Below are 19,160 nucleotides of genomic sequence, written 5' to 3'. Positions count from 1 at the left end.
GCATGACCTCCACCATTCACTAACAGCAAAAGTTCTTACAACGTATTTATAAACAGAGGCAAAAGAGATGGCAATACGCTTAACGGATATCAATGAGAGCAAGCTGGAACAGCTGCAGGGTAAAGTGATTGGCGACGTAGCCGGATCATTGGGCTTGCTGATAGCCTATATCGGCGACAAACTTGACCTGTACAGCGCTTTGGCCGAGATCAGTCCGGCAACCAGTCAGGAACTGGCCGACAGCACTGGAATGGACGAACGCTATCTTCGGGAGTGGCTTTCTGCCAATGCGGCGGCAGGGTATGTGAATTACGATTCCGCTGCCGGCAGATTTTCATTGTCGCCCGAGCAGGCCGTCGTTTTTGCTGCCGAGGGGCATCCGGCCTGCATGCAAGGCTTCTTCCAGGCAGTCATGTCCGCTTATATCGATGAACCCAAACTGACTGAAGTTTTCCGCTCCGGCAAAGGGTTGCCCTGGAGCGATCATAGCCCATGTTTGTTCTGCGGCACCGAGCGTTTTTTCCGGCCGATGTATGCCATGAATCTGATCGATTCATGGCTGCCGGCACTTGATGGCGTCCGGGAAAAACTCGAAGCCGGCGCCAAAGTTGCCGACGTCGGCTGCGGGCATGGTTCCTCGACCATCCTTATGGCTCAGGCATTCCCTAATTCGACTTTTCATGGTTTTGACTATCACGAACCGTCGATCGAACACGCGCGGGAGCGGGCTCGCGCCGCAGGTGTCGCGGGCAATACGATTTTCGAAGTTGTGGCGGCGAAAGAATATCCCGGGAAAAACTACGACCTTGTGACGATGTTCGATGCTCTGCACGATATGGGCGATCCCGTCGGCGCGGCCAAGCATATTGCAGGCACGTTGTCTGATAGCGGAACATTTATGCTGGTCGAGCCTTTTGCCGGAGATAGTCTGGAAGAAAACCTCCATCCTTTAGGCCAGATTTATTATTCGTTTTCAACGATGGTTTGCGTGCCCGCCTCCAAATCTCAGGAGGTCGGACTTGGGTTGGGCGCCCAGGCCGGTCAAAAAAAGCTTACCGAAGTGCTCAATGCGGGAGGCTTCGGCCAGGTAAGGCGCGCTGCAGAGACACCAACCAATTTGGTGCTTGAGGCTAAAGTTTAGCTGCCTGTATAGATATTGCTATTGTCGCCGGCAAATTCGATCATCAGACAACAAATTCGCCGCTAACCGATGGTGCCAGTTTTCAGGGTTACTGGCCAAATTCGGCGATGGCGAGAGGGATAAATCCATCGCCATCGCCGCTGCTGCGCATCAATGTATCCTGACTGGCTTCTTTGTACGCATCTTGTATTCATATAACTTCCGAGCGTGATGAGGAACTCACCCCATCCTGCAAACGCCAGAAGCCTCATAGTTGCGAGCATAACCGCGCTTGCATAAGTGCGAAGCCGAAGAAGCCTATACGCGCTTCTTAACGGGCAGCGGCTTCGCGCACTTTCTGTATTGCAGGCAATAGCAGGCAGGCTTCAGGTGACGTATCTTTGGCGGACAATACCACGTCATTGCCATCGCCTCCCAGGTAGGAAATGTAGAGACCAACGTTGTCATCCGTGCAGCCGGCCAGTGCGCCTTCGGGCAGACCGCGGAACTGGTCGACCAGCCGACGGTTAGCCGTAATGATCTGGAAACTGTCGCCGTCTGCCGGTCTGAAGCCGTAGTGTAGCGACAAGAGCAGGCCGGGAGGCAGTTGCCCGATGAGGCCGGTAAGGTCCTGGCTGCTGTTCAGCACGACTAAATCCGCTGTCAGGGTGGCGTAATGGCCTGCGCCGTTTTGCACCCGGACAGACCCGTCAGCCCCGGTAGTCAGGCTTGCGGGTTCGAGTCCGCCCAGGCCGAACTGCAAGGTGGCGCTGGTTTTTAGAATTACATCGCGGTGGCTTTGGGTCGATGGATTGAGCAGCGTCCCGCTTTGGCCAAAACCCCAGCCAGCCGCAGGGTCGGGCGATGCCGAGATGATGAGCGTATCGCCTTCCGAAGCGCTGCTGCGGTGGATCAGCTGCCCCTGGTCCTGCACGATCTCGTCGCGCGTGATGAGATGCGTGTCCGGCAAGGTTTCCAGGCGCGCCTTGCCGCGTATCGTGAGATCGCGGACCTGCACCGGCATGCGTCCCAGGGCCGGATCAATCACCACGTTGTCATCGGCATCCAGCACTACGTCGTCCTCGGCGCCGGGCACGCGGCCGGAGCTCCAGTTGGCCGGATTGAACCAGTTGCCGTCAGTGCTGTTGAACAGAACGGCGCCGGTGCTGGTCGATTCTGCCTGGACCGGCAGAGATAATATTAAGGCAATGGTGGAAAAAGTTTTGGCGAGTTTCATGCCGGTACCTCTTGAAAATATTGATGGTAAAAGTTCCGTCAGTGTTATTGATGCCGTCTTAAAGTTCAAACTGAGAGTCAGCAGTTATAATATAGAGACGTAAGCCCGCAGGATTGGCATCTTGTAAAAATCCAGTCTTTCGGCAGCCTGATTCGGGACATTTTTCTGCAATCGCAAAGTGGCGTCTTATCTCGCCGATTTAATTTTTCGCTATCAAAAAAAGAGCGAGAGAAATCAAGGCTCTCGCTCATTGGTAGACACCAGGCTTTAAACACCATGGGTAGAGATAATGAAGGAAGAAGCAAAAAAACTGCAAAAAATCGCTCCATACATCGTAATGCGAACCAATGCTATCGATGCTGGGCGTTAGCTATTTAATCCGTTCGGCTAAAACTGAATTTCGGGCAGCGGTCTGGCCAGGCAGTCGCCGTAGACGTCGTAAGTCACATCGGTGGTTTGCGAAACCTTGATTTGCATCCTGGCGAAACCCAAAGAACCCAGGCCGACTACCAGCTTTTTGTACGCGACACCGTCCAGCGCTTGTTTCTGGCTATCGAAGCCGAACCAGCCGGCGCCATACCGAACCTTGATTTGCGCCCCGACCGGCGCCTGGAAAAAAGCCGTGCCTTTGGCGTTCCAGAACGATTCAACGGTGCGCCAGTCGCCGCTGCTGATGTGTTTTCTTCTGACCATGAGATGCTCCTGTGTTGTATTTATATTTGTTTTTGATTCTCTGCGCGAAAATAAAGCTAATAAGCCCAAGTTGGTAAAAATGGCCACCAACTTGGGGAGCAAAGAAGAGCGCATACCTTTTCTTTAACAACGGGGTTATTTTGGCATCAGGCGTTTTTAAATTCAGTGAAAAATTAACGTTTTTTTTGTTACAAAATTCACTATTAACAATGATTAGCTTGCCGGATAATTCGCCTAGTTCGAGAGCCATGCGACGGGAGCACGCGCAACGATTGCTTCCATTGGCTTTTGATCTTGATGTATATCTCGTCCATATGCCAACTCGTGCCGACTGGGCGTATCTTCCCTCTCCGGAAAACAGCCTTCAGATAGGGCGTGAACTTCAAGCCCCTGCGCTTAGATGTTGGAATGATCGAACGTTACGCCATCATCTCCTCCAGATTCCGGTAATTGCGCGGGTAAGCCGGATACACTTGGCGCAGAGCGCGATAATGTATTTTGATACGGTGGCCTTTGAAGCCGGTCATGTGAGCATCCAGGCAGTGTTTAATTGGGTATGATCACTAAAACCAATGCTTCCCTGCTAACGCAATAATCGCATGAATGCCCCAGAAGGGCATCGCGAGCCATTTTTAAAAAAATGGCTCGGGTGAATTAAATCTCTAAAGGGTAACCAACATACACACTAGACTAACGGATTGTCTGGGCCGATTGTTTGTGGTAGTCTTCTCGCGCCGAGCGCTATGCAAGTTGTTTAATTTTAAAACACAAATAATAGAAATAATTGAATTGTCGCAGGCAGTCTTCGCTCGGCAATTTCATATAACTAATCTACTTAATTAAGGGAGTAAAAAAGGACCATGAAAACAAAAAAAACAAGGGTATTTTTAACGGCTTTGTTCGTAACAACTATTGGCCACGCAGCAGACACCACCTATGATCCGGCTACCGGCACGGTAACTATTCCGGAGGTGGCGGTTAACGGTAAGGTTGAGTTTGTCAATGTCAAATTGAAGGCCAATTCGGATGGTACATTCAGCATTCTTTCTACTGAAGCTCCCAAGGCTTCCCCTTCTACCACCATTTATGATCCCGCTGCTGACACCGTAATTATCCCGTCGGTGGTGATTGGCGGCAAGGTTGAGCATACAAATGTCAAACTGGCGTTAAATCCAGATGGAACACTTAGCGTTCTTTCTACTGAAGTGCCTCCAGTTCCCGATAGTTTAAGTTGTTCCACTTATGTACCCGGAACTAATATTTGCGATGAGGGGAAGTATCCTACTTGCCTGGTTACTCTCTCTCAAGCAGCTCAGATCAAGGACGGGATGACCTATGATCAGGTTGTTGGAATTATAGGTTGTCATGGAGTTCTCGAGAATGTTGGTTCAGGGGGCTACACATCTTATCGTTGGGGTACTGATTCTGTATACTCTGCTGACGCGAGTTTTCTTGATGGTAAGCTTGCTCAATTCATACGTTTTTAATTTCCTACATTATGGATCTTGAGCTGTTGTCCAAAAATTCACGGCCATTTGAATAATATTCAAATACTCTGGCAAGAGCCAAATAACAGAAAGCCGCTTAAACAGCGGCTTTCTTATGGGCGACCCTTGATAGGGCGACTTTTGCTTGGTTATTTCCAGATAGAGTTTTAATGCTCGTATTAACGCAAGCAGCCGCGCCAGTTGGCTGCTTGCTGAAGAGGTCAGCATGGTTAAGACGTTTCATTGCGTTCAACACATTCTATCCAGCTATGAAGTACTACGAAAAGTCGGATCGGATGGTTAACGCCATCGTTCACTGGCACGTTCTCGATTTCAAACAGTTTGACAGACGCTTTTCAGGCAACCGACATTATAGCCGTACTGTTCGCGATTAGATCGGCGCTGAATGCTCTTAACAGTATTGCGTAATATTTTCCAAAAACTCAGATGAATTAAACCTTCAAAAGGTAAGCGATCTATATACTAGACTAACGGATTGTATAAGCCGGTCATGTATAGTAGTCTTACTGCGCCGAGCGCTATGCAAGTTTTTCAATTTTAATAACACAAATAATGAAAATATTTGAATTGTCATAGGCCGTCTTCGCTTGGCAATTGCAAGCAAATTTTTAAGAACTACATAACTGATCTACTGGGATTATGGGGGTAAATGGACTATGAGAACAAAAAAACTGGGAGTATTTTTAGCGGCTCTGTTCGTAACCATTGTCGGTTACGCGGCAGATACAACTTATGATCCCGCTGCCGGCACGGTAACTATTCCGGAGGTGGAGATTGACGGCAAGGTTGCGTTTGTTAATGTCAAATTGGAACGAAATTCAAATGGAACATTTAGCGTTATTTCCACTGAAGAGCCTCCCGTTTCCAGGACTGACACTACTTATGATCCCGCCAGCGGCACAGTAACTATTCCAACGTTGGCGCCTAGCCGCGATGTGAGTGTGATTAACTATGCAAATTTCAGATTGAAGGAAAATTCAAATGGAACATTTAGTCTTCTTTCTTTTGAAAAACCCCAGGTTTCCGATATTTTATACTGCTCCACTTATGCGGCCGGAACCGATTACTGCATTGATGGAAGCTTTCCCACCTGTCCCCCTGTCCAGCCTCAAGTAGATAAGATCAAAGCAGGGATGAGCTATGATGAGGTAGTTGAAATTCTGGGCTGTCATGGGGTTCTTGTGGTGCGAACTGATCAATACGGAACTGAAGTCGCATTTTACGCATGGTCTGCTAGTTCTGACACTTTTCCTGAGCGGAATGTGAATCCGCGTACATTCGCTACTGTGGGTTTTTACAAGGGTTCGGTTAAATTTATCAATCAGCTACTGGCCATTCACCGTAAACCGTCTGATCTAGTCAATGATTCTGACCAGAACTGAATAATAGAAAGCCGTTGTTTAAGCGGCTCTTTAATTGGCGGCACTTAGCGATGATTAAACTATCAATTTACCCTGCATACCAAGCTTTAGCTTACAGGCTTCTTCATTCGCAATTGCGCGCAAATTTTTTAAGAACTACATAACTGATCTACTGGGATTATGGGAGTAAAAGGACTATGAAAATAAAAAAACTAGGGGTATTTTTGGCGGCTCTGTTCCTGACAACTGTCGGTCAAGCGGAAGACAGGGTAAACCCTGTAAGAAATAATCAGTACACGGTAAAACGTGTAAACGATCAATATTATTTTAATAAAATAACTATTCCTAAGGTAATGGTTAACGATAAGCTTGAGTTTGTAAACGTCAAATTGGAGCGAAATTCAGATCTATCATTCAGCGTTATTTCCACTGAAAAGCCTTCCGTTTCCAAGACTGCGACTACTTATGATCCCGCTAGCGGCACGGCGACTATTCCGACAGTCGTGATTGAAGGAAAGGTTGCGTATGCAAATGTCAAATTGAAGTTCAATCCGGATGGAACGCTTGGCGTGCTTTCTAGTGAAGAACCTCGGGCTGACGATATTACAAGATGTTCCGTTTATGCGGCCCATTCTGTTATTTGGGGGTCCCACGACAATTATTGCGCCGCTGGACGCTTTCCCACTTGTACGCCCGAACAATCCCAAATAAGTAAGCTCCAGGAAGGGATGACCTATGACGAAGTTGTTGAAACTCTAGGTTGTCATGGTGTTCTTCTGGCGCGTGTAAATTCAGGAGGACCTACGGCATTTTATGTGTGGGGCACTGGCTCTAGCACATCACATCATACTACTTTAACCTTTTCGGCTGGAGAGCTTAGGTATATCAATAGTTCTTTTAGTTTTTACACTTATGGTCCGAATGGTATAGAGGATGAATATTTCAATAGTCCTGGGGAGCTAATGGACGATTAGAATGAACCAGAGTCGAGCAAGGCCTGGGCGTTACTGCTTCGGCCTTGCTCGGCCGATAGTATCTGCGGGAACTGTATAACGGAAAGCCGCTGCCTAAGCGGCTTACTTAATCAGGCGACCGATTTATCAATGTAAGAGGGTGTGCTAATCGATAGGATGCACATCAATATTGCCTCGCCACATTTACCGGACTATAAAGCGCCACGATCAGCCGGATGGTTAACGCCGTCGTTCGTCGGCACGTTCTCGATTTCAAACGGGTTGACGCCTTCCAGGCAGCCAACGTTATAGCCGTACTGTTCGGGATTCGACCGGCGCTGATGATGGGTGTAAATGCCGCAGATGGAGCAAAAGTAATGCTTCGCGGTCATGGTGTTGAACTGGTAGAGCCTCAACGCATCCTGGCCCTGGATGATCCTGATGCCGGAAAGCGGAACCGAGGCGACTATCGCACCCTTTCTCCGGCAGATCGAACAGTCGCACCGGCGAGGGTCAACGATGCCGTCAGGCAAGTCGAGTTCCAGCACGACAGCGCCGCAATGGCATGTCGCCAAGTGTTTTGGATTGATAACGGTCCTTCCAACCTGCCTGATCATGATGATTCGCCTTTTGACTTCATAATGTAAAGCTAACCGGACAGAGCGTCCGGAAAGTAAAAATATTATCGTGTTATAGCCATGCTCCGGCTAAGCGACAACCTTTCATGTCTCATCTTTTTCCATCCACTTCGTAACAGCCGGCGGCACATAACTGTCGAACCGGTCGAGTAACGCTTCCGGTTCACGCTCAACGATCAATATCGAATGATGAACTTGTTTGATGAACTGTTCCGCTACGGCATGATCCAGAAACGCGGTCAGCGCATCGAAATAACCCGCTATATTCAGCAACCCGCAGGGCTTTCTGTGCAATCCTAGCTGCGCCCATGTCCAGATTTCGAAGAGTTCCTCAAGCGTGCCGATTCCGCCTGGCAGGGCAATGAACCCGTCGGACAGCTCCGCCATCAGCATCTTGCGCTCATGCATGGACTGCGTGACGTGCAGTTCGGTCAGATGCTTGTGCGCGACCTCCCTGCGTACGAGGCCTTCGGGGATTATACCCACCGCTTGGCCGCCGAGCTCCAGCACCGTATCTGCCAGCAGGCCCATGATGCCGACGCTGGCGCCGCCGTAGACCAGTCTTATGTTTCTATCGACGAGCGTCCCGGCAAGGGCGCAGGCGGCGTTGGCATATGCTTCCAGCCTGCCAGGGCTGGAGCCGCAGTATACGCAAATACTTTTCATAACTTAGACCTTTTCTATTGATGACATTCTGCGCCTTGGATCAGGTAGGCTGGGTTGATAAACCCAGCTTTGGCGGCTCCGAATGCTGGGTTTATCAACCCAGCCTACAAACTACAAACTTATGACATTCAGCGATTGATAGCAAGAGCCGTCCGGTAAGATGAAGCCCTGGCGGCGCAAGGCTGCCAGCGGCGCAAGCAGAGGCTCAGGCAGATGGGACCAGTCAAACCATTCCCAGCCTTCGCACTTTTCCGGCTCTCTGGTTTCGACAATGCCCGATTCCCGCTTTGCCAGCACGAAGACAGTCACATAGTGCTTCTGCTCGGATTCAAATACGCTGTTTGTGAAAGGACCATACTGCAGATCCCGGATGCTGATGCCGGTTTCTTCCAGTACTTCACGTTCAGCGCAATTTTCGATCGATTCGCCGTACTCAAGATGGCCGCCGGGAGCGGACCACGTTCCGGCGCCGTGCGATCCCTTTCGCTTTCCGAGCAGTATGCGTCCATTTTCAATGACGAGTACTCCAACTCCGATTTGGGGTGCGAGCATGGTTTGTCCTTTTAATATAGATTAATGGAGAGTCCGTAGAGTCGTTATTAAACCATTGGCTTCCTGGTTTTTCACGCTTTTATACACATGCCGGCCAGAAGCCCGGGTGCCTGCCTGTTAGGTTTGCTGAAAAATGCGACGCAATCCATTTATTGCGCTATCGCCCGAAATCAAAAATGTTTGAACCAACTTGGACGGGTTCAGCTCTAGAGAGAACGCTGACTACATTGCGTAGTTTCAGCGACAGATGGCACCTGTTTTAGATAGTTTCCCCAAATTCTTCTATAAGGAGCCGAAAATGAAAGCATCTTGCGTCCTTGTACAAGGCTGCTGTGTATCCTTGGTGCTTGCGATGGTTCTCGTCGCCACACCTGGCGCCTTTGCCGCTGCTGCCAAGGGGAATTTTGCCCAGTCTACCGCGCCTGCAGAGAATGGCTCTGCCGCGCCTACGAGTCCGGCCCAGAAACGTTTTGCCCCAACCACCATATCCAACAGAAATTTTTCTGCATCCACGCCACCTAGCAGGAAATTTTCTGCATCTATCATGCCTAGCAGGGACTTTTCTACATCCCCAGTCCTTTCTCCTCCTAATGGGGGAAGCATTGCTGCGCCTTCTACAACCTCTACCGGAGGAAATTTTGCTGCCTTCGTCGTGCCTTCCAATGGAAGTTTTTACCAATTGAACTATATATCCGATGGCTTTACTCCGAGCGGCTTTCCTCCGCCAATTCATACCGATCCTAACCTGGTCAACAGCTGGGGGCTTGCGTTCAATCCATTCGGTCCCGCATGGGTGGCAAACAACGGCACGGGGGTATCCACGCTGTATGACGGCGTAGGCAATGCCCGGCCCCTGGTAGTCCAGATTCCGTCGCCAGGCAATGACGCTGGCGGCGGAAACCCGACAGGCATCGTTTATAGCGGCTCGCCATCAGATTTCGTGGTGTCGAAGGGCGCGGCTTCCGGGCCGAGTCGCTTTATCTTCGCGACGGAAGACGGTGTAATCGCGGGCTGGGCACCCAATGTCGATCAAACGCACGCGATCCGCGTCATCGACAATTCGACATCCGCCGGCGCGGTTTACAAGGGGCTGGCCATCAGTGCGGGCGGTCGCGGCGGCCTGCTTTATGCCACCGACTTCCGGAACAGAAAAATCGATGTCTTTGACAGCTCGTTCAAGCCTGTGGCCCTGCCTGAGGGGGCGTTTACGGACCCGGCGGTTCCCCCAATCGGCGCGCCGTTTGGCATACAGGCAATCAACGGCAACATTTACGTTACCTATGCCAAACAGGACCCCAGCCTGCGCGATGACGAGAAAGGCGAGGGGCTCGGCTTGATCAATGTGTTCGACTCCAACGGCGTCTTGCTCAGACGTCTCGTGGCTGTCGATTCAGCATCACGGCAAAATCTGAACGCGCCTTGGGGAATGGCTCTGGCACCGGCAGGCTTCGGCAAATTCAGCAACCGCCTGTTGGTGGGCAATTTCGGCGATGGCAGGATCAACGCCTTTGATCTGGCGACGGGTGAGTTTGTAGGCCGGCTCGAATCTGCCAGCGGCACGCCCATCCAGATCGAGGGCTTGTGGGGACTCGCCTTTGGTAATGGCTTCGAGAACCAACCGGTCAACACTCTGTTCTTTACGGCAGGGCCGGGCGATGAGCAGCACGGGGCTTTTGGTCGCCTTGACGTGCAGTGACACCGGAGACAGCCGCAAAGTGGGAGGATTTCAATGATCTGCTATCGGTTTGATGACAGGATGCATAGGAGGGCCAGATTCAACGGAATGATGAACTGGTGTTCAAGGGAACTGTTTGGCTTTGAGTTCTTTAAACTGGAATAGGTTTCCTATGCCAGGTCGGCTTTGGATGGTCGAGTCTGCGCTGTGTTTTTAACAAAATCAATGGTGAAAATGCGATGCTCCGTAAATTGGTTGCAGGGCATGTTTCATAGGCTCATCTGATTGAGGTTAAATAATGAAAAGTAGAGCTTTTTTTATTGCAATTGCCTTTGTCTCCACTGTAGATGCCGGTCCTGCTACTGCCGCACCTTATGTGTTACGTGATCCTAGAGCACCTACACTTCCTGAATCCAGGGTGCATAACTGGGAAGGATTCGCTACAGAAGAGTCAATAACTATTGCTCCCGGAGTCAGCCAGCAGCTATGGACATTTAACGGCACAGTACCAGGGCCTGTCGCTAGAGTGCATTTAGGGGATACCATTAGGCTTCATTTGATCAATCCATCTACCAACAAGCATCCTCATTCAGTTGATTTTCATGCCAGTCAAGTAGCTCCCAATGATGCAATGGCTTCAATTAACCCTGGGGAAGATAAATATATCGAGTGGCATACGGATTATGCAGGCGTATGGATGTATCACTGTGGAACAAACCCCGCATTACATCACATTGCCAGCGGCATGTATGGCATGGTCATTGTCGAGCCTAGAGGCGGTCTGGAACCCGTAGATCATGAGTTCTTTATAGTGCAAAGCGAGTTTTATACTGGAAAGCCAGGCGGCAATATTGATTTTAATCACGCTGGCATGGCGAGTGCCAGCCCGGATTTCGTGGTTTTTAATGGTGTGGCGTTTCAATACAAAGATCATCCTATACAAGTAGATACAGGTAAAAAGGTGCGCATATTTGTTTTAAATGTCGGTCCTAACCAAGACAGTACTTTCCATATCGTCGGCACAATTTTTGATCGCGTCATTAAAGAGGGGGTTGAGTTATCTCCAGGAAATGCAGGTGGTTATGGCTCGCAGGCAGTCGATTTAGCACCCGCTCAAGGCGCTATTGTGGAATTCACTACAAAAGAAGATGGGCTCTATCCTATCGTGACTCATGCCTTTAATTACGTCGGATTAGGTGCATTGGGATTGATTAAATCAGGCGATGGTGATCCTAATAATTGACCTGAATGACAGTGAGGGAGTTGACCCAGCGTCACTTAGTCGTTTGGGTATTTCAGGCCATGCTTTGGCTCTTGTATGACGGGCTTTTTGAGCATGTCGCGAATTTCAGTTAATTGTAGATAGCATCAATGTTAAAAGCAAAAAGCAGAGCCCCTCATTCAGCCAGGCGTCGTTGCTGCGAGGCTCTGCCCTTGCTCATACAAATACGTTAGGCGAACGTATCTCCCATCAGCGTGTTGAACCAGGTCAACATATCCTGGTAGTTTCTCGTGCTGGCTGTGGGGGCGGAAATAGCCGTGCCATTATTATGCTGCGTGGGGATTACCATTTTCTTAGTGCCTGGATCATATTGATACACTGCAGCAAGCCAAGTGGCTGTGCTCGCGGTGATCGGAGTGAAACAAGCTGAATTGGTAACCGGCGATGGGTCCGGCAACTGGCCCTGAAGCATGCGCAAGATAGCATCCACGCAGGTCTTGGCCTGCTGGTTGCCTATATGGCCGGCCTTAGGCATTGTCGTACTGCTCGCATCGCCGAGGATGTGAATGCCTGGGATGGCCGTCGATTCATAGCTCAAGACATCCACCGCTGCAAAGCGGCCATCCGGGCTGTTAAGCAGGCCGGCGTCTGCCAATAGTTTTGGCGCTCGCTGTGGTGGAATCGGATTAAGGACGCCGGCTTCGACCACGTTATCAAGAGATAAGCCTTGATTATAAGTGACAACCCGAGTGGCACTGTCTACATCGGTTATCGTACAGCCAGGGCGGTAATCGATCACGCCGGCATGTGTCACGGTAAAGGCATAGCTGAAATTGTCTTTTTCAACCAGGATATCCGCATTGGCATCCAGCACAATGACTCGACTATTCGGTTTGTTCGCTTTTAACCAGTCAGCGATAACGCAGGCCCTCTCGTAAGGTCCGGGAGGGCAACGGTAAGGCGCTTTAGGAATCGTGATGACCACGTCAGTGCCATCGGTCATGTTGATGAGTTGATCGCGCAGTAAAGTAGTCTGTGGCCCCGCTTTCCAAGCGTGCGGAATGAGGGTGTCATATTCATCCAGGTTGGTCATGCCGGGCATTAAATCGAATTCAACCCCAGGCGCAATGACCAGTCTATCGTAGCCGCCAAGTGTCGTACCGTCAGCGAACTGGATGGAAGCAGCATCAATTGCCGCTACCTCTTTATTGATTAACTTAACACCGTAATGGTTCTGCAGCGTATCGTAATTATAGGCGAGATTGGCCAAGGTACGCTGACCCGTCAGCACTGTATTGCTTAAGATGTTGGATGTATAGGCTGCGCTTTTTTCCACGAGCGTCACTTGCACGCCTGTGCCGCCCCATAGCCGCAGATATTTGGCAACGGTGGCGCCCGCCATGCCGCCGCCTAGCACAACGATATGGCCGTTGATCCCGGTACTGGTAGGGATCGCGAACTGAACAGGGGCTGTATTTGAGTCGCGTGCAGCAAAGGCGGAAAATGAAGAGAGCGTTAAAAGTCCCAATCCGCTGGCAGTCACGCCTAAAAATTTTCTACGATTCATTATAATGTCCCCTTCTTAAGGATTAGCAAAGTAGTCAGTTATGGCTTGCAATTGTTCTGGCGTGTAGCCCTTTAAATGCGCGGCCATGATGCTGTCAGAATTTCCGCTAAGGTACTTGGTCAATGTGCTGGAGACATTGCCCTTGCCGAGCAGCGGATAAAAGCCGCCGCTGCCGTAAGTGCCATGGCATTGGAAACAGTTGCTCGCCAAAAGCCGGCCTTGGGTATTGCCTGTTACGGTCGGTGCTGTAGCAGCCCCTTTAGTAGGTGGTGCCGCGTCGGCAATCGTTGTCATAAGCATCAATGACACGGCTGCTAACCCTTTTAAGATTTCTTTTATAGTCATAAACATTCTCCTGAGACGCTGTCGTGCCGAGTGCAGACTAAAACCTTTCACGCGCTGCCAAAAGCTCATCATTCGGGCTCATCATTTTTTGATGCCATAGGGATCAGTTACAGTACAGGCAGTTGTCGCAGCAGACTTGCGTTGCCAGGCGAACTAATGGAAAGGGTATCAGTCGGCTTTTCTCGGTTATTTTTCTAATTGTTCTAAATATTAGATATTCGCCATATTTTTATTTTCCTATATCGTTACTTTGTCATATTACTAAGTAATAATATTTAAAAATAATAGAAGTTCAAGATTAAGCCTCAATTAACTGGAGGGGGGTGGTCGAATTTATTAAAGAAATAAAGGAATTTTGTGAGTGTTATCACATTTTTTTGTTGCTCTGATTGCCTGGGCTTTAAGTAGCAATCAGGTGTGGCTGGCTGATGCAGGAAAGGGAATTGCCATTCGATAGCGCTAGAAATAATATTTATATATCTTTGAACCTATCCGTTGTTAACGGTATTTACAAGGTGAAATCTTGACTGTTTTTGAATTAGCCGCTTCAGAAGCATGGCTGAACTTTTTTACTCTATCATTATCTGCCCAAATGGAACGACAAATGAATGCAGAACGTATAAAAAGAGCATTACAGGCTAAGAAAGCCCTTGGTGGCATATTAGGCAGGCCGATCGGCGTGTGTTGCATAGATGATCAAAAAGCCGACATTATCGAATACATTGAGAAGGGATTTAATATTATGGAAGTGGCAGTATTTATCGGCTGCAGTTGCCAGACACTTTCTAAATGGCTTGTACAGAATAAAAACGATCCTGATATTCAAAGGGCGCTAATCAAGGCATTAATCAAAGAATCCAAGGCGGGCTGGCATTGAGATGACACGATGCCGCTATATGTAGAGATTTCGGAACTATAAAGTATCTGCAAAATGAGTTATTGATACCATTTTAAGATTTTCAAATAACCGATCTCACAGATACTGCAAATGGCTCTACCTGATGGCGGGAAACCTTTCGGCCCTAGTTAGGGCTGGTGTGCTTATCTCCTGAGGCCGCATTCAGCGCATGCGCTGTCAATAAACCTGATTCGCTGTTGAGGTACTGTTTGAGGTCGCTGGCCTGCCAATCAGGATGAAGCTGGAGCAGCAGCGCTATGACGCCGGCAACATGAGGCGTGGCAAAGGAACTGCCGGTCATAAAATCATAAGATTCATGAGGAACAGTCGTGAGAATGTCCTGGCCGGGAGCGACAAAGCTCGGCTTTTTCGACTCCCCGCCTCGCCCTACGGCCAGCACGCCAGGAATATCGGCAGGAAAGTTTCCGATTTGCTCTTTGCCTGGCACAGCGGCGATGACGATGATGCCTTCGCTTAACGCTTTATCAATCAGCATTTTCAGCAAGGGATCCTTAGGGCCGCTCAGGCTGAGATTGATAATACGGCTTTTCAAGCGAATGGCCTGATTGAGCGCCAGAGCCAGAGTGAAGCTGTTGCAACGCGCAGCCAGGGAGCCGGGCTTATCCGGCCAGCAGGCGCGAAAAGCCAGAATTTCGGCTGCCGGCGCGATGCCGGCAATGCCAATCCCGTTATTCGCGCGCGCCGACAATACGCCGGCCACCGCCGTTCCGTGAATCTCTGCCAGGCTATGATCACTGGGTTCCGGCGCCACATTTTCGGAATAGCTGATCTGGCCTTTCAAATCAGGGTGATCGACATCGACGCCGGTATCGATCAATGCGATGCGGACCCCTTGACCGGTGCTGTATTTGTGCAATTCCGCTATGCCTAATGATTGAAAGCCCGTTTGCAAATGCAGATACGGATCACTGTAGGATTTGTCTGCCGGATGCTTATCGTTCAGTACATTGAAGGTCTGCATTTTTTGCACTGAAGCGACATCCTGATCTTTTTGCAAAGCCGCCATTACCTGTGGCAAAGGCAATGTTTCGGGCACTTCGTAAACAACGCAACTGACGCCTAACTCTGTAACCGGCCATTGGGCGACAAATTGTATTTGATAACGCTCGGCAAGCTGGCGGGCAATGCGTTCACTCCAGTTGGAGTTCCCGTATTGGCCGCGCGACCGATAATGATCCTGGGCATTGCCGGGCAACTTACGATTGATGGTCCGGTCGACAAAAGTCACCAGCAGGCGCCTCTCGTCACCGTTCGGGCTGTCGCCCAAGCGCGAGTAATCGGTATTGTTGACGCAACCGGTTATCAATAGCGCGGCCAGTACAACCAATAGCGTGAATCGAATGAGTTTCATGGCTGCGTAACAGGTTCAGCCAGCAGCACATCCTGACGGCCGCGTAGCAAGGCGACGGCTTCCTGCAAGCGAGGACTGCTGCCGGCGGCTTCTAACCGTACAGTTAAGGCGCCGACGCTGTTGGGTCCACCGACAAGCTGGCCATGTATTTCTGCCAGAACCGCAGCGATTTCTGCATCGGATAACGATTTGGTAAAAACTACCCGCAATTCTTCGCCGCGGGCCGATTCGGGTTTTGCTGCCGACAGCGTGTAGTAATCACCTGTCAGGTTTGTTTGCACTGTATGCAGCGTTAACGGAATAACCATCAATAATAAGGAAGCCGCTATTGCAAAACCCACGCTGGTTTTATTTGCAAACTTGCTGATTCTGCCGGGTAGCGTGGTCTTTACCGATGCGGTTGATTGTGCCCTTGCCGGCAGCTTTGCCCGCAGGCTTGCGAAAGACGTTTCTGCAGCCAGATCCTGATCGGAAACTTGCGCTGCAGCTTCGGCCAATTTGCGCAGGCTGTCCAATTCCTTGCGGCACGGCAGGCAATAACGGATGTGGTGCTCTACCAGACGATGTTCATGCTTCAGCAGGCTTTGATTTACGTACCAAGGCAACAAGAGCTGGACCTGTTGATGCTGATGTTGATGTTGGCTGGCTGTTGTCGATTGATTCATGGCTTAATTCTCCTTTGCTTGCGCAAATGCCTGAAGTTTTTTACGGGCATGGAACATACGGGTTTTGACAGTGTTTTCCGGACAATCGAGGATTTTGGCAATCTCTTGATAAGGCAGGCCGTGGTAAAAGGTTAATTCGATCACGGCGCGCTGATCGGCAGGCAGAATGTCGAGCGCGCAATTCAGCCAATCTTGAGTTTCGGCATTTTCGGCCAGGTTGGCCAAAGGATCGGCTATGATTTCGCAGAATTCATTGACATCCAGATTGTTGTTTCTGGCTGCTCTGGCTATCGATTTAAGCGCCTTGTGATAGGCAATGCCAAATACCCAGGTCGAAATTTTACAACTGTGATTGAAGCGCTCCGGCTTCTCCCAAACCAGCAGCAGGGTTTCCTGTATCAGTTCTTCGATGTGGTCAGGCTGCCGGGTGATGCGCAAAATGAACCGAAACAATCTGGGGTAGTAAAGCTTGTAAAACTTTTCAAATGCCAGCGTATCGCCTTCGACTATACGCTGGAGCAACGCATATTCATTGTCATCGCCTGCAGCCTTGTCGGGTGCGGGAGGCTTTGGGTTAGGCACTAAACGCAGCATGGTTTAACCTTTTTCCTTTGATAACCGGTGTCTTGCAACTGTATTCCTTAAGCAAAGCAAAAGGTTCAATTGTTTTGAAATATTTTTAAAATCCCAGCGTAACGGAGAACAGGTATTTGTTTTCCTGCTGCCGAGGATAAAAATCATCATAATGGTCTTCGAGGTGCTGATGGGGAAGATCAACATCTATATAACGAAAGTCTACGGATAAATAGGATGTCGCGAACCACGACACGCCGGCATTCCAGTAGAAGTAATCATGCCCAAGCAATGCGCCGGCCTGGTTGTAGCCTAAGCCGGCGGAAAATTGTACGGTATCCAGAATATCACGGCGATAGGTGATTTCATAATTTGCGGCATCGGCGCGGCGTTGATAGGCATCCGGCGCAATGGATGCTGTGGCGCTTAACCAGTCCTGATAATGCAAGGATGCGTAAAACTCTGCGTAATCGGCGGCATGATTGAAGATTTTATTGTCATAAATATAACCACTGACCGATAACTCCGCCCTCCAATCCGCGGAGAGGGGCAGGCTCCAGCCTAAGTAGGGTTTTATTTCAATCTCGGCACGGTCAGAGAATTGTTGATCGTCAAAGCGAACCTGGGATACGCCTAATCCGGCAAACCATCCGCTGTTGTCCTGATAGTCAATATTTCCTTGAACGACAGGCTTGCCTCGACTTTTAGAATAGCCTCGATAGACGTAGTCGGACAGGAATTTTATATCCCCATGCCAGTCCGCTTGTGAAGCCGGGAGCCAAAGAATGAAGGATAAGCGGACTAATCCTGAAAAAATTAACCGAAAAAGGTCACGAAAAGGCATGCGTAATGTAATACATGGATTGTTTGTGGCGTTGAATCAGGGCGGCTTCTTTAGCTCATCAATGCTGAAATAAAACCACTAGATTGAAACGAAGTCCACAAAAATCCGCATATCCCTCGCGAATCCGCAGGAGAATGCAATCCCGGCCGACTGGTTACATTACTTTTTTATTATCAATCTATGTATTAAATTTTTGATTAAATATGCATCGCAAAATGGCCGGATTTCGTTAATCATACAACAGTAAAAACCGATCATTTTCGATCATAAAGCCGCTCAGACTAAAAACAAAAGCCTGAGCTTCCGGCAAATGGATTTAAATTGTTGCACTCAATACGGGGCTCCTTCGTAAGTCGAAAGAGTCATAATCCTGGTGAATAATCGCCACGCCTTCTTTGCTGTCGATAATCAATATGATTTGCCCTAAATCGGAGTGATGACATCGGGCGATGATTATTTCTGTATGCTCTATACGTTCCGATTCCTCCAAGCATCCTAAGTAAAGTTGATTAAACTGATCCAGAGTTAGCCTTATCATTTCGTGAGTAGTCTAAATGATTGAGTAAAAAATTAGCTCAATTCAAGCACAATCGATGCCATTATTCAAACCAATAAATTTGGCTATTTTTAACCCGTAGTTGAGGCAGAGTGCACAATGATAGTGCGTTGATGGCACTAAATGCACCAATTAAATGCGCGAATTAAGGCAACTGTGAACGTCATTACACTGTCCAAAACGGAAAATAATGTCCAAACAAGCAATGGGAGGTGCTGTTTCATGATGAAATCAATGAAAATACTGCCAATTCTGTGGTTGCTTACCGGCTGTGCCGCGCTCTCGTCGATGCCCGCGCTATCCGGGCTGATTCCAGCGCCTGCCGGAACGCAGGTATTAACGACCACTTCGGTCGATTTATCGAGAAAGAATTTCAAAATTATAAGAGCGAATGCGTCTGGCCACAGTGTCGGTTTTAGCCTTCTCGGGCTTATTAATCTGAAGTCTCCGAGCTATGATAAAGCAATAACCCAACTTTATAAGTCCGCTGGAATTACCGAGGGAAAGCCGCAGGCGCTTGTCAACGTAATGCATGAACAAACATCGACTTATTTCATATTATTCGCTTTGCCCAAGATCTCAGTTCGTGCGGATGTTGTCGAATTTATCGATGATGCAGCGCCTATAAGCCTCCAGGACATCCGGGACTCGCACCAGGAAGACACTTATCTAAAATAATCGATGACGCAGATAATGGCATGTGCTTGATGTAGTA

22 protein-coding genes are annotated in these 19,160 nt (G+C 49.2%); 8 read left to right on the top strand and 14 right to left on the bottom strand.

What is annotated here, in order from left to right; all coding sequences use genetic code 11:
• Positions 1-67: 67 nt before the first annotated feature.
• Positions 68-1,141, top strand: coding sequence for a class I SAM-dependent methyltransferase (locus ACTNE6_RS16975; protein ID WP_442497583.1), 1,074 nt, complete (start codon positions 68-70; stop codon positions 1,139-1,141).
• A gap of 310 nt (positions 1,142-1,451) precedes the next feature.
• Here ACTNE6_RS16975 and ACTNE6_RS16970 read toward each other — a convergent pair whose 3' ends face one another.
• The 3 genes from ACTNE6_RS16970 to ACTNE6_RS16960 all read right to left on the bottom strand — a co-directional run bounded on the left by ACTNE6_RS16970 (position 1,452) and on the right by ACTNE6_RS16960 (position 3,300).
• The gene (locus tag ACTNE6_RS16970; protein WP_442497582.1) at positions 1,452-2,357 is read right to left on the bottom strand and encodes a hypothetical protein; all 906 of its coding nucleotides are present in this window, start codon (positions 2,355-2,357) and stop codon (positions 1,452-1,454) included.
• Between the two features lie 387 nt (positions 2,358-2,744).
• Positions 2,745-3,050 (bottom strand): hypothetical protein, encoded by a 306-nt coding sequence (locus tag ACTNE6_RS16965; protein ID WP_442497581.1) that lies wholly within the window; start codon positions 3,048-3,050, stop codon positions 2,745-2,747.
• A complete protein-coding gene (locus ACTNE6_RS16960; RefSeq protein ID WP_194970885.1) occupies positions 3,004-3,300 on the bottom strand; it encodes a hypothetical protein in 297 nt (98 codons plus the stop codon). The genes ACTNE6_RS16965 and ACTNE6_RS16960 overlap by 47 nt, the downstream gene beginning before the upstream one ends.
• Positions 3,301-3,910: 610 nt before the next feature.
• Here ACTNE6_RS16960 and ACTNE6_RS16955 point away from each other — a divergent pair.
• Positions 3,911-4,537, top strand: coding sequence for a hypothetical protein (locus ACTNE6_RS16955; protein ID WP_442497580.1), 627 nt, complete (start codon positions 3,911-3,913; stop codon positions 4,535-4,537).
• A 9-nt stretch (positions 4,538-4,546) separates the two neighbouring features.
• On the opposite strand, the gene ACTNE6_RS16950 is transcribed toward ACTNE6_RS16955, so the two are convergent.
• Positions 4,547-4,765: a hypothetical protein gene (locus ACTNE6_RS16950; RefSeq protein WP_442497579.1), complete on the bottom strand. Its 219-nt coding sequence runs from the start codon at positions 4,763-4,765 to the stop codon at positions 4,547-4,549.
• A gap of 449 nt (positions 4,766-5,214) precedes the next feature.
• Between ACTNE6_RS16950 and ACTNE6_RS16945 the strand changes: the two genes are divergently transcribed.
• Positions 5,215-5,940: a hypothetical protein gene (locus tag ACTNE6_RS16945; RefSeq protein WP_442497578.1), complete on the top strand. Its 726-nt coding sequence runs from the start codon at positions 5,215-5,217 to the stop codon at positions 5,938-5,940.
• A gap of 176 nt (positions 5,941-6,116) precedes the next feature.
• The gene (locus ACTNE6_RS16940; RefSeq protein ID WP_442497577.1) at positions 6,117-6,893 is read left to right on the top strand and encodes a hypothetical protein; all 777 of its coding nucleotides are present in this window, start codon (positions 6,117-6,119) and stop codon (positions 6,891-6,893) included.
• A gap of 191 nt (positions 6,894-7,084) precedes the next feature.
• On the opposite strand, the gene ACTNE6_RS16935 is transcribed toward ACTNE6_RS16940, so the two are convergent.
• The 4 genes from ACTNE6_RS16935 to ACTNE6_RS16920 form a co-directional block, all read right to left on the bottom strand.
• Positions 7,085-7,489 carry a GFA family protein gene (locus ACTNE6_RS16935; protein WP_442497576.1) on the bottom strand — a complete coding sequence of 135 codons (405 nt, stop codon included), beginning with the start codon at positions 7,487-7,489 and terminating at the stop codon, positions 7,085-7,087.
• A 105-nt stretch (positions 7,490-7,594) separates the two neighbouring features.
• Positions 7,595-8,176, bottom strand: coding sequence for a TIGR00730 family Rossman fold protein (locus ACTNE6_RS16930; RefSeq protein ID WP_442497575.1), 582 nt, complete (start codon positions 8,174-8,176; stop codon positions 7,595-7,597).
• A gap of 111 nt (positions 8,177-8,287) precedes the next feature.
• A complete protein-coding gene (locus ACTNE6_RS16925; RefSeq protein WP_442497574.1) occupies positions 8,288-8,728 on the bottom strand; it encodes a nucleotide triphosphate diphosphatase NUDT15 in 441 nt (146 codons plus the stop codon).
• Between the two features lie 282 nt (positions 8,729-9,010).
• The gene (locus ACTNE6_RS16920) at positions 9,011-9,391 is read right to left on the bottom strand and encodes a hypothetical protein (protein WP_442497573.1); all 381 of its coding nucleotides are present in this window, start codon (positions 9,389-9,391) and stop codon (positions 9,011-9,013) included.
• Between the two features lie 16 nt (positions 9,392-9,407).
• On the opposite strand from ACTNE6_RS16920, the gene ACTNE6_RS16915 reads away from it, so the two are divergent.
• Both ACTNE6_RS16915 and ACTNE6_RS16910 read left to right on the top strand, forming a co-directional pair.
• Positions 9,408-10,424: a TIGR03118 family protein gene (locus tag ACTNE6_RS16915; protein WP_442497572.1), complete on the top strand. Its 1,017-nt coding sequence runs from the start codon at positions 9,408-9,410 to the stop codon at positions 10,422-10,424.
• 277 nt (positions 10,425-10,701) lie between these two features.
• Positions 10,702-11,646, top strand: coding sequence for a multicopper oxidase domain-containing protein (locus tag ACTNE6_RS16910; RefSeq protein ID WP_442497571.1), 945 nt, complete (start codon positions 10,702-10,704; stop codon positions 11,644-11,646).
• Positions 11,647-11,854: 208 nt separating this feature from the next.
• On the opposite strand, the gene ACTNE6_RS16905 is transcribed toward ACTNE6_RS16910, so the two are convergent.
• Positions 11,855-13,192, bottom strand: a complete 1,338-nt coding sequence (locus tag ACTNE6_RS16905; RefSeq protein ID WP_442497570.1) for an FAD-dependent oxidoreductase — start codon at positions 13,190-13,192, stop codon at positions 11,855-11,857.
• 15 nt (positions 13,193-13,207) lie between these two features.
• Entirely contained in the window at positions 13,208-13,537 is a 330-nt protein-coding gene (locus ACTNE6_RS16900; RefSeq protein WP_442497569.1) for a c-type cytochrome, read from the bottom strand.
• 523 nt (positions 13,538-14,060) lie between these two features.
• Between ACTNE6_RS16900 and ACTNE6_RS16895 the strand changes: the two genes are divergently transcribed.
• Positions 14,061-14,414: a hypothetical protein gene (locus tag ACTNE6_RS16895; RefSeq protein WP_442497568.1), complete on the top strand. Its 354-nt coding sequence runs from the start codon at positions 14,061-14,063 to the stop codon at positions 14,412-14,414.
• A 145-nt stretch (positions 14,415-14,559) separates the two neighbouring features.
• Here ACTNE6_RS16895 and ACTNE6_RS16890 read toward each other — a convergent pair whose 3' ends face one another.
• From ACTNE6_RS16890 to ACTNE6_RS16875, 4 genes are all read right to left on the bottom strand, one after another.
• The gene (locus ACTNE6_RS16890) at positions 14,560-15,807 is read right to left on the bottom strand and encodes a S8 family peptidase (RefSeq protein WP_442497567.1); all 1,248 of its coding nucleotides are present in this window, start codon (positions 15,805-15,807) and stop codon (positions 14,560-14,562) included.
• Positions 15,804-16,472 carry a hypothetical protein gene (locus ACTNE6_RS16885; RefSeq protein WP_442497566.1) on the bottom strand — a complete coding sequence of 223 codons (669 nt, stop codon included), beginning with the start codon at positions 16,470-16,472 and terminating at the stop codon, positions 15,804-15,806. Before ACTNE6_RS16885 ends, ACTNE6_RS16890 begins: the two co-directional genes overlap by 4 nt.
• A 3-nt stretch (positions 16,473-16,475) precedes the next feature.
• Positions 16,476-17,066, bottom strand: coding sequence for an RNA polymerase sigma factor (locus ACTNE6_RS16880; RefSeq protein ID WP_442497565.1), 591 nt, complete (start codon positions 17,064-17,066; stop codon positions 16,476-16,478).
• Positions 17,067-17,151: 85 nt separating this feature from the next.
• On the bottom strand, positions 17,152-17,889 hold the full coding sequence (locus tag ACTNE6_RS16875; protein ID WP_442497564.1) for a TorF family putative porin: 738 nt from the start codon (positions 17,887-17,889) through the stop codon (positions 17,152-17,154).
• 790 nt (positions 17,890-18,679) lie between these two features.
• Here ACTNE6_RS16875 and ACTNE6_RS16870 point away from each other — a divergent pair.
• Complete coding sequence (locus tag ACTNE6_RS16870) at positions 18,680-19,123, top strand: DUF6567 family protein (protein ID WP_442497563.1); 444 nt, start codon at positions 18,680-18,682, stop codon at positions 19,121-19,123.
• Positions 19,124-19,160: the final 37 nt, after the last annotated feature.

The organism is Methylobacter sp. sgz302048 (assembly GCF_052162025.1).
Lineage (GTDB): Bacteria > Pseudomonadota > Gammaproteobacteria > Methylococcales > Methylomonadaceae > Methylobacter.
This window is presented reverse-complemented; position numbering and strand designations above follow the sequence as displayed.

Bases quoted from the DNA above. Each gene is read 5' to 3' on its own strand.
- ACTNE6_RS16975 (WP_442497583.1), top strand. From the start codon at position 68: ATGGCAATACGCTTAACGGATATCAATGAGAGCAAGCTGGAACAGCTG.
- ACTNE6_RS16970 (WP_442497582.1), bottom strand. From the start codon at position 2,357: ATGAAACTCGCCAAAACTTTTTCCACCATTGCCTTAATATTATCTCTG.
- ACTNE6_RS16965 (WP_442497581.1), bottom strand. From the start codon at position 3,050: ATGGTCAGAAGAAAACACATCAGCAGCGGCGACTGGCGCACCGTTGAA.
- ACTNE6_RS16960 (WP_194970885.1), bottom strand. From the start codon at position 3,300: ATGGCTCTCGAACTAGGCGAATTATCCGGCAAGCTAATCATTGTTAAT.
- ACTNE6_RS16955 (WP_442497580.1), top strand. From the start codon at position 3,911: ATGAAAACAAAAAAAACAAGGGTATTTTTAACGGCTTTGTTCGTAACA.
- ACTNE6_RS16950 (WP_442497579.1), bottom strand. From the start codon at position 4,765: ATGCTGACCTCTTCAGCAAGCAGCCAACTGGCGCGGCTGCTTGCGTTA.
- ACTNE6_RS16945 (WP_442497578.1), top strand. From the start codon at position 5,215: ATGAGAACAAAAAAACTGGGAGTATTTTTAGCGGCTCTGTTCGTAACC.
- ACTNE6_RS16940 (WP_442497577.1), top strand. From the start codon at position 6,117: ATGAAAATAAAAAAACTAGGGGTATTTTTGGCGGCTCTGTTCCTGACA.
- ACTNE6_RS16935 (WP_442497576.1), bottom strand. From the start codon at position 7,489: ATGATCAGGCAGGTTGGAAGGACCGTTATCAATCCAAAACACTTGGCG.
- ACTNE6_RS16930 (WP_442497575.1), bottom strand. From the start codon at position 8,176: ATGAAAAGTATTTGCGTATACTGCGGCTCCAGCCCTGGCAGGCTGGAA.
- ACTNE6_RS16925 (WP_442497574.1), bottom strand. From the start codon at position 8,728: ATGCTCGCACCCCAAATCGGAGTTGGAGTACTCGTCATTGAAAATGGA.
- ACTNE6_RS16910 (WP_442497571.1), top strand. From the start codon at position 10,702: ATGAAAAGTAGAGCTTTTTTTATTGCAATTGCCTTTGTCTCCACTGTA.
- ACTNE6_RS16905 (WP_442497570.1), bottom strand. From the start codon at position 13,192: ATGAATCGTAGAAAATTTTTAGGCGTGACTGCCAGCGGATTGGGACTT.
- ACTNE6_RS16900 (WP_442497569.1), bottom strand. From the start codon at position 13,537: ATGACTATAAAAGAAATCTTAAAAGGGTTAGCAGCCGTGTCATTGATG.
- ACTNE6_RS16890 (WP_442497567.1), bottom strand. From the start codon at position 15,807: ATGAAACTCATTCGATTCACGCTATTGGTTGTACTGGCCGCGCTATTG.
- ACTNE6_RS16885 (WP_442497566.1), bottom strand. From the start codon at position 16,472: ATGAATCAATCGACAACAGCCAGCCAACATCAACATCAGCATCAACAG.
- ACTNE6_RS16880 (WP_442497565.1), bottom strand. From the start codon at position 17,066: ATGCTGCGTTTAGTGCCTAACCCAAAGCCTCCCGCACCCGACAAGGCT.
- ACTNE6_RS16875 (WP_442497564.1), bottom strand. From the start codon at position 17,889: ATGCCTTTTCGTGACCTTTTTCGGTTAATTTTTTCAGGATTAGTCCGC.
- ACTNE6_RS16870 (WP_442497563.1), top strand. From the start codon at position 18,680: ATGAAAATACTGCCAATTCTGTGGTTGCTTACCGGCTGTGCCGCGCTC.